This is a genomic window from Amycolatopsis roodepoortensis (genome assembly GCF_014873915.1).
Classification (GTDB): Bacteria; Actinomycetota; Actinomycetes; order Mycobacteriales; family Pseudonocardiaceae; genus Amycolatopsis; species Amycolatopsis roodepoortensis.
On record NZ_JADBEJ010000008.1, the window covers coordinates 148268 to 161544 of the forward strand.

General features: G+C 69.3%; 13 protein-coding genes. 9 read left to right on the forward strand and 4 right to left on the reverse strand.

The genetic code is table 11. The features are described 5' to 3' along the window. Positions 1 to 64: 64 nt before the first annotated feature. Positions 65 to 478 (forward strand): VOC family protein, encoded by a 414-nt coding sequence (locus H4W30_RS38335; RefSeq protein ID WP_192747226.1) that lies wholly within the window; start codon positions 65 to 67, stop codon positions 476 to 478. A gap of 290 nt (positions 479 to 768) precedes the next feature. Here the strand turns inward: H4W30_RS38335 and H4W30_RS38340 are convergent, their stop codons facing one another. Then, positions 769 to 1680, reverse strand: coding sequence for an SDR family oxidoreductase (locus tag H4W30_RS38340; protein WP_192747227.1), 912 nt, complete (start codon positions 1678 to 1680; stop codon positions 769 to 771). Then, positions 1681 to 2259, reverse strand: a complete 579-nt coding sequence (locus H4W30_RS38345; RefSeq protein ID WP_126737421.1) for a TetR/AcrR family transcriptional regulator — start codon at positions 2257 to 2259, stop codon at positions 1681 to 1683. A gap of 190 nt (positions 2260 to 2449) precedes the next feature. On the opposite strand from H4W30_RS38345, the gene H4W30_RS38350 reads away from it, so the two are divergent. The 6 genes from H4W30_RS38350 (at position 2450) to trmB (ending at position 7405) form a co-directional block, all read left to right on the forward strand. Beyond that, positions 2450 to 3388: an ABC transporter ATP-binding protein gene (locus tag H4W30_RS38350; protein WP_192747228.1), complete on the forward strand. Its 939-nt coding sequence runs from the start codon at positions 2450 to 2452 to the stop codon at positions 3386 to 3388. A 27-nt stretch (positions 3389 to 3415) separates the two neighbouring features. Further along, a complete protein-coding gene (locus H4W30_RS38355) occupies positions 3416 to 4147 on the forward strand; it encodes an ABC transporter permease (RefSeq protein WP_192747229.1) in 732 nt (243 codons plus the stop codon). Between the two features lie 151 nt (positions 4148 to 4298). Continuing rightward, positions 4299 to 5216, forward strand: coding sequence for an ABC transporter ATP-binding protein (locus H4W30_RS38360; protein ID WP_192747230.1), 918 nt, complete (start codon positions 4299 to 4301; stop codon positions 5214 to 5216). Next, complete coding sequence (locus H4W30_RS38365) at positions 5213 to 5965, forward strand: hypothetical protein (RefSeq protein ID WP_192747231.1); 753 nt, start codon at positions 5213 to 5215, stop codon at positions 5963 to 5965. The genes H4W30_RS38360 and H4W30_RS38365 overlap by 4 nt, the downstream gene beginning before the upstream one ends. A 169-nt stretch (positions 5966 to 6134) precedes the next feature. After that, a complete protein-coding gene (locus tag H4W30_RS38370; protein ID WP_225950786.1) occupies positions 6135 to 6677 on the forward strand; it encodes a hypothetical protein in 543 nt (180 codons plus the stop codon). A gap of 44 nt (positions 6678 to 6721) precedes the next feature. Beyond that, complete coding sequence (gene trmB, locus H4W30_RS38375; protein ID WP_225950880.1) at positions 6722 to 7405, forward strand: tRNA (guanosine(46)-N7)-methyltransferase TrmB; 684 nt, start codon at positions 6722 to 6724, stop codon at positions 7403 to 7405. A 218-nt stretch (positions 7406 to 7623) separates the two neighbouring features. Here the strand turns inward: trmB and H4W30_RS38380 are convergent, their stop codons facing one another. Continuing rightward, positions 7624 to 9873 carry an FtsX-like permease family protein gene (locus H4W30_RS38380; RefSeq protein WP_192747233.1) on the reverse strand — a complete coding sequence of 750 codons (2250 nt, stop codon included), beginning with the start codon at positions 9871 to 9873 and terminating at the stop codon, positions 7624 to 7626. Further along, positions 9873 to 10568 (reverse strand): ABC transporter ATP-binding protein, encoded by a 696-nt coding sequence (locus H4W30_RS38385; protein WP_016338261.1) that lies wholly within the window; start codon positions 10566 to 10568, stop codon positions 9873 to 9875. The genes H4W30_RS38380 and H4W30_RS38385 overlap by 1 nt, the downstream gene beginning before the upstream one ends. Positions 10569 to 10748: 180 nt before the next feature. On the opposite strand from H4W30_RS38385, the gene H4W30_RS38390 reads away from it, so the two are divergent. Both H4W30_RS38390 and H4W30_RS38395 read left to right on the forward strand, forming a co-directional pair. Next, positions 10749 to 12524 carry a sensor histidine kinase gene (locus H4W30_RS38390; RefSeq protein ID WP_192747234.1) on the forward strand — a complete coding sequence of 592 codons (1776 nt, stop codon included), beginning with the start codon at positions 10749 to 10751 and terminating at the stop codon, positions 12522 to 12524. Then, entirely contained in the window at positions 12521 to 13171 is a 651-nt protein-coding gene (locus tag H4W30_RS38395; protein ID WP_126737430.1) for a response regulator, read from the forward strand. Before H4W30_RS38390 ends, H4W30_RS38395 begins: the two co-directional genes overlap by 4 nt. Positions 13172 to 13277 lie beyond the last annotated feature (106 nt).

Below are 13277 nucleotides of genomic sequence, written 5' to 3' on the forward strand. Positions count from 1 at the left end.
GGTCATTCGGTGAGCACTTTGCGGCGGATGCTTGTCCTCAGAGCCACTACTTGAGGAGAAGGAAATGCTGCGAGGTCTCACCACCACCACGTTCTACGCCGACGACATGGCCGCCGCGATCGAGTGGTACTCCGAGCTCTTCGGCATCGAGCCGTACTTCGTCCGCAACGGCCCCGACGGGACGCCGGCGTACGTCGAGTACCGGATCGGCGACTACCAGCACGAGTTCGGCCTGGTCCGGGGTGACTTCCGGCCGCCGCTGGCCCAGCCCGGTCCTGGTGGCGCCATCGCGAACTGGGCCGTCGACAACGTCGAGGACGCCTTCGCTCAGCTGCTCGCGAAGGGTGCGAAGGAGTACGAGCCGGTCATCGAGCGCGGGCCGGGCTTCGTGACCGCGGCCGTCGTCGACCCGTTCGGCAACGTCCTCGGCGTCATGTTCAACCAGCACTACCTGGACGTGCTGGCCGGGAAGAAATAGCTCCCCGGCCGGCACTGGACGGAAGGTTGCGAAAGCCACTTTCGCAACCAGGCGAGCCCTGCCTCGCCCGCTGACGTGCCGCTAGGTGTGTCGCGAAAGCCACTTTCGCAACCAGGCGAGCCCTGCCTCGCCCGCTGACGTGCCGCTAGGTGTGTCGCGAAAGCCACTTTCGCAACCAGGCGAGCCCTGCCTCGCCCGCTGACGTGCCGCTAGGTGTGTCGCGAAAGCCACTTTCGCGACGTCTGACGTCGCGAAAGTGGCTTTCGCGACACGGGCCGGCGGCCGGTCCCTCAGCGGTACAGCGAATGATCCGCCGTCGCCTCGTCCTTGCCCGCGTCCCGGACTTCGGCCATCCACTTGCCGAAGTCGGGGCGTGAGCCGTCGACGTCGGTCAGGCCGTACTCGTTCATCAGCGTCCACGACGCGAGCGTCTTGCCCGCGAATCGCGCGACCTCCGGATCGGTCGCCAGCTTCGCGACACCGCGCCCGAGCAGCGCCGGCGTCTCCGAGATGGCGAAGTCGACCGGAGCGGACTTACCGACCGCGTCCCGCCACGTCTCCTCGGTGACCCCGAAGTGGTCGAGCATCGCTTCCGAACGCAGGAAGCCCGGCGTGACGGTCATGCCGACGCAGCCGTACTTCTTCAGTTCGGCGCCGAGCGCCCGGCCGATCGCGCGGATCCCGCATTTCGCGAGGAAGTACGGGATCCCCGCGCCGACGTACTCGTCGTGGTCGCCGTCGGTGACCTCGATGACGAGACCGCCTTCCCGCCGCACGACCAGCGGGAGAAGCCGGTGCAGCGCGATCAGGTGCGTGTCGATCGCGTTGTGCACCAGCGTGAGCGCGTCGTCGAGGCTGGAGTCCCAGTACGCCCCCTCGAAGTCCGCGTACTGGTCGCCACCCCAGACGTCGTCGACCAGTACGTCGATCCGGCCGTCCACTTCGGACTCGATCCGCGTCTTCAGTGCGTCCACATCGGACACCACGGTGAAGTCGGTCCGGACGGCGATCCCCCGGCCACCCGCCGCGTCCACGAGCTCGGCGGTGTCTTCGATCGTCTCCGAACGCTTCATCGGCGACTGGTGCTCACGCGTCGTACGGCCGGTGACGAACACCGTCCAGCCGAGCCTGCCCAGTTCCACCGCGATCGCCCGGCCGCATCCCCGCGTCGCCCCCGCGACCACGGCCACCTTCTGCTCCATTCAGGACACTCCCTTCCACGCGGTCAGCACCGCGTCCACGTCTTGCCCCATCCGTTCGGTGATCCGGCCCTTCGGCCGGATCGACCAGTCCAGCGCGGCCCCGTTCGCCACCCCCAGCAGCACCCGCGCCGCACGGACGACACCCGGCGCACCCGGGAGGTCACGCGCCGCGACGCGCGTCAGCCGCCGCAATTCCGCTTCCACGGCGGTGAAATGTTCACCGAGCAGAGCGCGCAGCTCCGGATCCCCGATGTCGACGCCGAGCTGCCCGAGATGGTTCGCCGCCGTCTCCGCGTCGCCCAACCCCTCGTAGACCACGACGACCGCCGCGCGCAGCGCCTCCACCGGATCGGCCAGCTCGCCGCATTCCCGCATCCGTTCCACGACGGACCGCGTGTTCGCCCGGCTCAACGCCAGCAGAAGACCGTTCTTCGAACCAAATCGCTGGGCCACGGTGCCGACCGCGACGCCGGCCTCAGCCGCCACCTGGGCCAGCGTGAAACCCGGGCCGACCATGCCGATCACGGTTCCCGCCGCGGTCAGCAGCCGTTCGTCGGTGATGCTCCGGGGCCTCGCCATGCCATTATTGAACCACGGTTCATTAACCCTGGCGAATCAGGGTCACTCTCAGGGGTATCACCGATCGCGTACGCCGCCGGAAGACGGCAAGGTACGTCTCAGGTCGGGTACCAGGTTGGCACCTCAGGATGACGCGCTCGGCCACCCACATGGACGACGATTGTTCTCGCAGTCGCCGAGGGGAGCAGACATGATCGAGGCAGCGGGCCTCACCAAGCGGTACGGCAAGACACTGGCGGTGAACGACCTGTCCTTCTCCGTCGCGCCGGGGGAGGTCACCGGTTTCCTCGGCCCGAACGGGGCGGGCAAGTCGACGACCATGCGGATGATCCTCGGCCTGGACAACCCGACCGCCGGCCAGGTGCGCATCGGGGGCAAGCTCTACCGCGAGCTGAAAGATCCACTGCGGACGGTCGGCGCGCTGCTGGACGCCAAATGGGTCCACCCCAACCGGTCGGCGCGGGCGCATCTGCGCTGGATGGCGAAGTCCAACAAGATCGCGGAGAGCCGGGTCGACGAGGTGCTCGAGATCGTCGGGCTCACCAGCGTCGCCGGGAAGCGCGCCGGCGGGTTCTCCCTCGGCATGTCGCAGCGGCTGGGGATCGCGGCGGCCCTGCTGGGCGACCCGGAGGTGCTCCTCTTCGACGAGCCGGTCAACGGTCTCGACCCCGAGGGCATCCTCTGGATCCGGAAGTTCATGCACCGGCTGGCCGACGAAGGCCGCACGGTGTTCGTTTCCTCGCACCTCCTCTCGGAGATGGCGCTGACCGCGAGCCACCTGGTCGTGATCGGCAAGGGGCAGCTGATCTCCCAGTCCTCCACCGAGGACTTCGTGGCCCGGGCCGCCGAGAACACGGTCAAGGTCCGGTCGCCGCAGCTGCCCGCGCTGCGCGCCGCGCTGACGCAGGCGAGTGCTCAGGTCACCGACGCCGAACGAGCGATCGTCGTGTCCGGTTTGGACAGTGAGAAGATCGGCGAGATCGCCGCGGCCAACCAGATCGTGCTGCACGAGCTCAGCCCGCAGACCGGCTCCTTGGAGCAGGCCTTCATGCAGATCACCGGCGATTCGGTCGAGTACCACACCGGTCTCGAAGCCGAAGCCGCCGAAGTGGTCTCCGCCGCCCAGTAGCCGTCACTCTTCGAGGAAAGAAAAGCCATGACTCTGCTCGCCGTGGAACGCATCAAGCTGTTCACCACACGCTCACCCTGGTGGTGCGCGCTGATCACCCTCGCGGTCGTGGTCGGCTTCGCCGCCATCTTCGCCGGCGCCGCGCCGTCGGGGGAATTCACCGACGTCGGCATGTCCCAGTTCGGCTACGTCTTCGGGATGACCGTGGTCATGGTGCTCGCCGCGCTGTCGGTGACCACCGAATACCGATTCGGCACCATCCGCACCACCTTCCAGGCCGTGCCGAACCGCCGCGCCGCGCTGCTGGCGAAGACCGGCGTCGTCGCGACGCTCTCGCTGGTGATCGGCGAGATCGCCGCCTTCGGCGCCTGGGCACTCGCCTCGATCATGCGGCCGGAGGATCTGGCGCTGAACACCACCGCCGAGTGGATCAGCGTCGCCGGGGTCGGCCTGGTGTTCGCCCTCGCCTCGGTGATCGCGGTCGCCGTCGGCATCCTGATCCGGCAGAGCGCCGGCGCCATCTCGCTCCTGCTGATCTACACGCTCGCGGTCGAGAACCTGATCCAGCTCATCCCGAAGATCGGCAGGGACATCTACGACTGGATGCCGTTCCACGTCGCGGACCGGTTCCTCACCGGCTCGGGTCCCGCGGCGGCGAACGCGCCGCTGAGCCAGGCCGGGTCGCTCGCCTACTTCGCCGGTTTCGCGCTGGTGCTGCTGGTCATCTCGCTGGTCGTCGCCGACAAGCGCGACGCGTAAGAAGCTTCCACAGGGGAGAAAGCCGGATGCCTCGCTCGGGGGAGTGAGACATCCGGACGGGGAGAAAAAGGGGAACAAGGACCGGGCCGCCTATCGGGGGGCAGCCCGGTCCTTTCCCGCGTAATGTCGGAATCCACTGGAGGGAGGGCTGATGATCGAGGCCACCGGACTCACGAAACGCTACGGCGACAAGCTCGCCGTCGACGCACTTTCCTTCACCGCCGAAGCCGGCCGGGTGACGGGATTCCTCGGCCCCAACGGGGCGGGGAAGTCCACCACCATGCGGATGATGCTCGGGCTCGACAACCCCACGTCGGGCTCGGTGACCATCGACGGTATGGCCTACCGCGAGCTTCGTGATCCACTTCGGACGGTCGGTGGCATGATCGACGCCACCTGGCGGCATCCCGGCCGCACCGCCCGCGAGCACCTCCGGTGGATCGCCGCGACGAACGGCCTGCCGGACAAGCGGGTCGACGAGGTCCTCCGGCTGGTCGGGCTCGACTCGGTCGCCCGCAAACGGGCCGGGCAGTTCTCGCTCGGGATGTCGCAGCGGCTCGGGATCGCCACGGCGCTGCTGGGGGACCCCCGGGTGCTGCTGTTCGACGAGCCGGTCAACGGTCTCGACCCCGAGGGAATCGTCTGGATCAGGAAGCTGATGCACGCGCTTGCCGCCGAGGGGCGCACCGTGTTCGTGTCCAGCCACCTCCTGCCGGAGATGGCGCAGACCGCGCAGGACCTCGTCGTGATCGGCCGGGGGAAGCTGATCTACCAGGGCACGATGGAGGAGTTCGTCGGCCGGGCGAAGGGCCTCGGCGTGCGGGTCCGCAGCCCGCATCTGCCCGAGCTCCGGACCGCGCTCACCGACAAGGGCGCCGAGTTCCGCGAAGAGGACGGCGCGCTCGTCGTGTCCGAAATGGACAGTGACACCATCGGAGAACTCGCGTTCGCCGCCGGCGCGACCCTCCACGAGCTGAAGCCGCTCGCCGGCTCGCTCGAACAGGCGTACATGCAACTCACCGCCGAGGCCGTCGAGTACGGCGCCGGCGTACCGGAGGTGGCCCGATGACCGCGGCGAACATGCTCCGCGCGGAGCGGATCAAGCTGCTGAGCACGCGCGCTCCCTGGTGGTGCGCGGCCATCGCGGTGGTGGTCGCGCTCGCCTACACCGCGCTCTTCTTCGGCTTCGTGCCGCTCGAAGGCCAGACGGACGTCAACTCGACGCAGGTCGCGAGCGCGCTCGGCCGCACCGTCGTGCTGGTCCTCGCCATCCTCGCGGCGGCGACGGAGTTCAACTGGGGCACGATGAAGCTCACCTTCCAGGCGGTGCCGTCGCGTGTACCCGCACTGCTGGCGAAGGGCGCCGTCGTCGGCGTGTTCTCCGGGCTGATCGGGCTGCTGGTGGGCTTCGGCTCGTGGGCGATCGCGTACCTGATCAAACCGGCCGCCGACCTGGGCCTGGCCTCGGGCGCCGACTGGCGTGCGGTGGCGGGCCAGGGCCTGACCTTCTTCCTGACCGGTCTGCTCGGCGTCGGCCTCGGGCTGCTGTTCCGCAGCCCCGCGTTCGCGCTCGGGTTCGCGCTGGCGTGGACGCAGGTGCTCGAGGGGCTCGTCGTGCTGATTCCGAAAGTGGGCGACGACATCTACCAGTGGATGCCGTTCTTCGCGGCGAATCAGTTTTCCGGGCCGGATCTCACGGTGTCGATGTTGAAACTCGAACCGCCGCTGGGGCCGTGGGGTTATCTGGCTTATTTCGGCGGTATCTGTGTGGTTGTCTATGCGGCCGGGCTGATGATCACCCATCGAAGGGATGCGTGAGCTTTTACCGCGGCCAAAGGAGTTAAGTCCACGTTAAGAGGCTGTGGCTTCTCTCACAGGGAGCGGACATACTGTTCCAGACCGGGCAATGCTCGGGATGAGCCTATTTTTCGGCTCTCGGCCCCGGAGGTGATCCTTGACGGTGGATTCCGGTCAGGGAGTGGAACGCATGATCCCGCAAGCCCGCACGGAAAATACGCAGCCCCGGCTCGAGCCCATGCTCGACCTCGAATGGTCACAGGCGATCGAACTGCCCCGCACGGTCGCGTCCGCGACCCGGCCATCCGATATCCGCCGCGCGTGGGTACACCGCGCGCCCGAAGATCTCGTTGTCGCGTTGTACCGCGCGTCCAGTGGAATGCACGGCGAAATCCCCGCGCCGTGGTGGCTTCGCGCCGTCGTGGAAGGCAGGCTCGAATCGCGGGAACTCGGTTTCCGCATCGAAGATCGGATCGCCGGTCTGCTCGGCAGGCGGCCCGGCTGGGAATTCGTCCCGTGGGCCGCGGACGGAGAATCCGGTTACTGGGAGTTCATGCCCTCTGAACGCGGAGCGTCCGGGCATTCGATCCCGACCACGGTGCTGAACACCAGCCGCCACGACGGCTGGATCGACGTTCTCCCCGCCCATTCCAGTACGACGCCGTCGCCGATCGCGGTCGCGGGATTCGCGGGGCTGCGCTCGCGGCTGGGGGAGTTCGAAGCCGTCCGGTAACCGCCGCGTTTAATGGGCTGGTGGAAAACGAGGACCAGCCACGGATGCGCAGCGTGGTCAGCTATGTCAAACGCGGCGGCCGGATGACCGTCGGGCAGCAGCGAGCCTGGAACGAACTCTGGCCGTCGCTCGGCCGCACCGTCGGCGAACTGCCCGAAGGACCGGTGGACTTCGACGACTGGTTCGGCAGGCAGGCGCCGGTGATGGTGGAGATCGGTTCGGGCATGGGCGAGACCACGTCCCAGCTCGCCGCCGCCGCGCCGGAACTCAACTACGTCGCGGTCGAGGTCTACGACCCGGGGCTCGGCCAGCTGATGTTGCGCGCCGAGAAGCTCGGGGTGAAGAACCTGCGGCTGATGCACGGCGACGCCGTCGTGCTGCTGACCTCGCACGTGGAGCCGGGCTCGCTGGCGGGCGTCCGGCTGTTCTTCCCGGACCCGTGGCCGAAGAAACGGCACCACAAGCGGCGGATCGTGCAGCCGGAGTTCGTCTCGCTGGTGGCCTCGCGGCTCGCGCCGGGCGGCACCTTCCACATGGCGACCGACTGGGAGAACTACGCCGAGCAGATGATGGAGGTCTGCTCGGCCGAGCCGCTCCTGCGCAACCGGTACGCCGGCGAACCCGGCGGCTGGGCGCCGCGGCCGGAGTGGCGGCCGATCACGAAGTTCGAGAACCGCGCCGACGTCGAAGGCCGGATCTCGCACGACCTGATCTTCGAGCGGATCTAGCGCGTACAGAAAGGGCCGGTCAGGACGTCCCCACGTCCCTGACCGGCCCTTCCTTCACACCCCCGGCGCCTCGGAACGCCCCCTGCGCGTCCCCGGTGCCCGTTCGTCCCTCCCCCGACAGAGAGACGACCGGGCACCCGGCCCGTGGGTGGATCACCACCGACTCCACCCACGAGACCTGCCCGCCCGGGCGCCATGACGCCATTCGGGCGAATCTTTTACTCGTCGGCCAGAGGCTCCGACTGCACCCGCTTGAGCGCCGGGGTCGAGACGGACGCCCCGAGCAACGCCACCCCGATTCCCAGCACCACGGGCGCGAGCAGCCACGGGCTCAGCACGACCGCGTCCTTCTCGACCAGGCTGTAGAGCCCCATGCCGACACCGATCCCGACCGCCCCCGCGCCGAGGGTGGCCACCATCGCGGGCAGGGCCGCTTCCATCCGCAGCGCCCTCGCCAGCACCCGGACCGGTGTCCCGGCCGCGATGAGCGCCCCGAAGGTGCGGCGGCGGTCCATCACCGAGCCCGCGGTCGCCACGGCCGCGCTGCACCCGGCGAGCACGCCGGCGGCGATCAGGCCGATCACGGTGACCCGGCGCAGGTCGCCGAGCTCCTGCTGCTGGCCGATCAGGTGCAGGCCGCGGCTGCCGACCTCCTGGCCGGGTGCCGCCCCGACCAGCGCGGTCCGCACGACCTCGGCGTTCTCCGCGGTGGTCGGCACGATCACGTCGAAGCGCTCCGGCGTGACGCCCGCCGGCACCAGGGCCGGGTCGATGACGATCGTGCTGGACGTGTCCTCGTCGCCTTGCGGGAAGAGGTGCACGGGCGCCTTCGGATCCAGCGGCGGACCGGCCTTGTCGTACTCCGACAGCACGCGGTACTCCGCCGGGTTGATGGCGTACCTGCTGTAGATCGCGGGTCCCGGTTGGCAGGAGCCGCCGAGATTCACCCGCAGGAGTTTCGAGGCGTCTTCGCAGGTCATCACGAAGGCCCGGTTCAAATTCTGTGAGCGGGTGCCCGGCTCGCCGGTGGACAGGTAGACCTGCCCGACCGAGACGGCCTTCTCGGTGATGCCGTAGCGAGCGAGGGACGCGTTGGTCTGATCGGCGACCTGCTGGGCCTGGGTCGCGTCGGCCTGGGCGTAGAGGACGTTGTCCTTGAAGGTCCGGCCGCCGCCCGCCATCGACTCGAACGAGGGCAGCAGGGTGAGCGCCATCGAACCGGTGAAGACGGCCAGCACGACACCCGCGGTGGCGCGGTAGGCGCTCTTCGGGTCGTCGCGGAGCCTGCGTCCGGCCAGCAGTGACGCCGGTTTGCGCCAGATCCGGACGAACGTGCCGCCGACCGCCGAGGTGACCCACGGTCCGATGATCGCGGCCGACCCGACCAGCAGGAACAACCCGAGCATCACCATCGGCAGGCTGGCGTTGTCCTGGGTGACCGCGAAGAGGAAGAAGGCACCGGCCACGGGGACCGCGAGCAGCCGCCACCAGTGCAGCGGTTTGCGAGCGTGTGCCGAAGCCGCGAACAGCGGCGTCTTCAGCACCCGGCGGATGCCGAGGACCCCGGCGAGGACGACCAGCAGCGGGATCGCCACGGCGACCGCGATGGTCGAGCCCGCCGAAAGGCTGAAGTCCGAGGCGAGCCAGGTTCCGCCGCCCCACGGGACGAACGTCGAGAGGCCTTGGAGCGCCGGTGCCACGAGGATGCCGAGCAGCGCGCCGACCGTGGCGGACAGCGCCGTCTCGGCGGCGACGATCTTCGTCACCTGGCCGGGAGTCGCCCCGGCCAGCCGCAGCGCCGCCATCCGCAGCTCACGCCGGGCGGCGGTGAGCCTGGCCGAAGACGCGACGAGCACCAGGCTGGGCACGAGCAGGACGATCACCCCGACCCAGGCGAGCAGTTCGAGCAGCGGGTCCGGCTTCGCTTCCTTGTTGGGGAAGCCGTCCGCGGCCATCGCCGTCTGCGGCATCGATTCCGGGGTGTGGCCGACGACGGCGACCAGCTGCTCCGGATACATCAGCGATTCGGGTCCGAGCGCGTCGACGAGTTTGCCGAACCGGTCCCCGAGCTGCGCCTGCGGTGTCGACTGGATCAGTTTCCCGAGGGCGGGGGAGACGATCGACTCGCCGGGGGCCGGCAGCCGCGGGATGCCCGGCGGGAGGCTGAGCATCGGCGAAGTGCCGGTCAAGGCGATGTCGACGCGGGTGATCTCACGGTCGCCCGAGTAGTCCTTGTTCGCCGCCATGAGCAGCGGAGCCGGGCGCTGGCTCTCCCCGGACTGCGAGTAGTAGCTGCCGATGTCCTGCCAGATCGCCCGCTGCGAACGGGCCTGCGTGGCACCGGGAAGTGAGGCGAGCAGGAGCACCAGACTGGTCGCGACGGCGACCCCGACCGCGGTGAGGATGGCCGACGTGCGGGTCCGGCGGTCGACCCGGAGCACCCGCATGGCCAGCTGGAAGCTGTTCATTACGCGGCCAGCCTCGTCGCGATCAGCCCGTCCCGGATGGAGACGGTGCGCGGCATGGCTTCGGCGAGCTCGCGGTCGTGGGTCACCACGATCACCGCGGCACCGCTGTCGGCGGCCGCGGCGAGCAGCGCGTCCATGGTGGCGCGGCCGGTGCGGGTGTCGAGCGCGCCGGTCGGCTCGTCGGCGAAGATCACCTTCGGCCGGTGGGTAAGCGCGCGTGCGATCGCGACGCGCTGCGCCTCGCCGCCGGAGAGCTCACCGGGGCGGCGCTTCTCCTTGCCCGCGAGGCCGAGCTTCGCCAGCCATTCGCGGCCGGCCTCGATGGATTCCTTGCGGCCCTTGCCACCCAGCAGCGACGGCAGCGCGACGTTCTCCTCGGCGCTCAGTTCCGCGACGAGCATCCCGGACTGGAACACGAAGCCGAACTCGGTGCGCCGCAGCTCGCTGCGCTTGCGCTCGTTGAGCTGGTCGACGCGCTGCCCGGCCAGGAAGATCTGCCCGGAGTCGGCGCGGAGGATCCCGGCGAGCACGTGCAGCAGGGAGGTCTTGCCCGAGCCGGAGGGCCCGACGATGGCGACCGCGTCACCCGCCTGGATGTCGATGTCGATCCCGGCCAGCGCGTGCTGCGTGCCGTACCGCTTCACCAGCCCGCGGCCCGAAAGCACCGGCTGCCCTGTCCACTGTGGATCCACCACCGTGATTCTCCCTAGTCAGTCACTTGTGTTCTGCTTCGGGAAAGAGCTTCGCGGTGGAGCACGTGTGTCCACTTCGGGCAGACGGCCAGTGCTGATCACCCGCGCATCGGCCGATCGGCCGACCCGGCTCGGGCCGGTCGGCCAAGGTGCGGACGCGTGCCGATCCTCTACCGTCACGGTGTGACAGCAGGTCCGGCCCAGAACAAGTTCCCCGCGCGGGTGAGTGCGCTCGCGCGACGTATCGGCATACCCGCCGTCGTCCTGCTGGCCGCGCTCGTGTTCGACCTGGTCTTCGTGACCGACGCCGCCTTCGACGACACGGGCCCGCGCGGGATCGATCTCCTGCTCTTCCCCGGCATCTTCGCGATGGTGTTCTGCGCGCTCTGGGCGCAGAAGCGGGCCGCCGTCGCCGCCGTCGCGGCCTCGGTCGTGCTGGTGGCGTACACGCTGGTCGTCCGGTACTTCAACATCCCGACCTACTCGAGCGTGCTCGCCCATCTGTCCATCACCGAGGTGGTCGCGGGGGTCGAGGTCCTGTTCTACGCCGCGCGCCGGACGCGGCCGGGTGTCGCGTTCGCCGTGATCACCGGCCTGGTGCTGGCCACGCTGACCGCGGTGTCGGGCCGGTATTACTACGGCAGCGAGTCGAACGGCACCATGGCGCAGGCGATGCTGTTCGGCGGCATCCTGCTGGGCGGCACGCTGCTCTTCGCGATCCCCGGCCGCGACCGGACGGCGCATCCGAAGAACTACGAGAAGCTGCAGAAGCTCAACAAGCTGGTGATGGGCCAATGGCCGCTCATCGGCCTGCTGGGTGTCGCGCTGATCCTGGAGTTCGGCTTCACCTACGAGAGCGGGGCGCACGGCTTCCCGATCCTGGTCTGCTCGATCGTCGCGGCGATCATCGCCGTCGCCGCGCCGCGGCGGCCCGCCGACGCGATGGTCGCGCTCACCGCCGTCATGCTGCTTTCGGCGCTGGTGACGCCGTTCCTCCGGCTCCGCTACGAGTACACCACGCCCGGTGGGGTGCCGGGGACGCAGATCGTCGCGGGGATGGGACTGGTCGTCACCCTGGTCCGGGCGGTCGGGCTGAGCAAGGCCGTGCCCCGGATCGTGGGGCTTTCGGCCGTGGTCGCCGTGGCCTCGATCCTCAACACCAAACGGCCGGGCCCAAGGCTGATGACCGACCCGGACGAGATCGCCGGTCTCGCCGTGGCCGCGGTGCTGTTGCTCGGCATCTCGGTGGCGGTCGGCTTGGCGCTGCGTTCGCGGGATTCGGAGCGCACGCAGGTCATCCAGTCGGCGATCACCGACGCGCAGACGTCGGAGCGGATGGCGCTGGCGCGGGAACTGCACGACGTGGTCGCCCACCACGTCACCGGGATCGTCGTGCAGGCGCAGGCGGCGAAGATGATGGGCGAGAAGAATCCGCAGGTCGCGGTCGAGGCGATGGGCCGGATCGAGGACGCCGGGGTGGAGGCGCTCGCGGCGATGCGGCGGCTCGTGCGGAGTATGCGCGGTGACGCCCCGGCCGGGAGCAGCGAGTTCAGCGAACAGGCCACCACCGATCTCGCCGCCGACCTGCGGACGCTGATCGAACGGTCGAACCACGGCGTGAAGACGTCGATGAAGCTCGAACTGCCGCCGAACGTGCCGCACGAGGTCGGGCGGTCGGCGTTGCGGCTGGTGCAGGAGTCGCTGACGAACATCGGCAAGCACGCGTCCGGCGCGAAGGAGGCGCTGGTCATCGCCGAGGTGAAGGAGAACGAACTGCACCTCCAGGTGACCGACGACGGACGCGAGCCACAGCGCCGTCCGGCCGGCGGGTCGGGCGGCTACGGTCTGATCGGCATGCGCGAACGGGTCGCCCTGCTGCACGGCCGGCTCTCCGCCGGACGGGTGCCGGGCGGCGGATGGCGCGTCGAAGCGTGGCTACCACTTGAAGGAGAAGAGTGATCCGGGTACTGATCGCCGACGACCAGGACATGGTGCGGATCGGCTTCCGGATGATCCTGGACGCACAGGACGACATCGAGGTGGTCGCCGACGTGCCGGACGGCGTCTCGGCGGTCGCCAAGGCGCGCGAACTGCGGCCGGACGTCTGCCTGCTGGACATCCGCATGCCGGGGATCGACGGGCTCGAGGTCACCAAGCAGCTGGCTGGCCCGGACGTCGCCGATCCGCTGAAGGTCGTGGTGGTCACGACGTTCGACCTCGACGAATACGTGCACACCGCGCTGCGGAACGGCGCGAGCGGGTTCCTGCTGAAGGACGCCGGCCCCGCGCTGCTGATCGAAGCCGTGCGCGCGGCGGCGCGCGGGGACGCGCTGGTGTCGCCGCAAATCACCGTCCGGTTGCTGAAGCATTTCGACGGCGGGACGGTGAAGCGCGACGTCACCCCGCCTTCGGAACCGCTGACCGCGCGGGAGCTGGACGTGGTCAAGGCGGCCGCGAAGGGGCTGACGAACACCGAGATCGGGGCCGAGCTGTTCCTGTCGCTGTCCACGGTGAAGACGCATCTGGCGTCGGTGCAGGGGAAGGTCGGCGCGCGGAACCGGGTGGAGATCGCGGCGTGGGCGTGGCGTAGCGGCGTCGTGGACTGAGCGGCGCGAGAGGCCTTTTCGTTGAAGTCGGGCCTTTAGGCCGAAGGCCCCGCTATTTCGGAGGCGGGGCGCCGGTATAGCGATAGTGCCGTTCACGCGCAAGCTG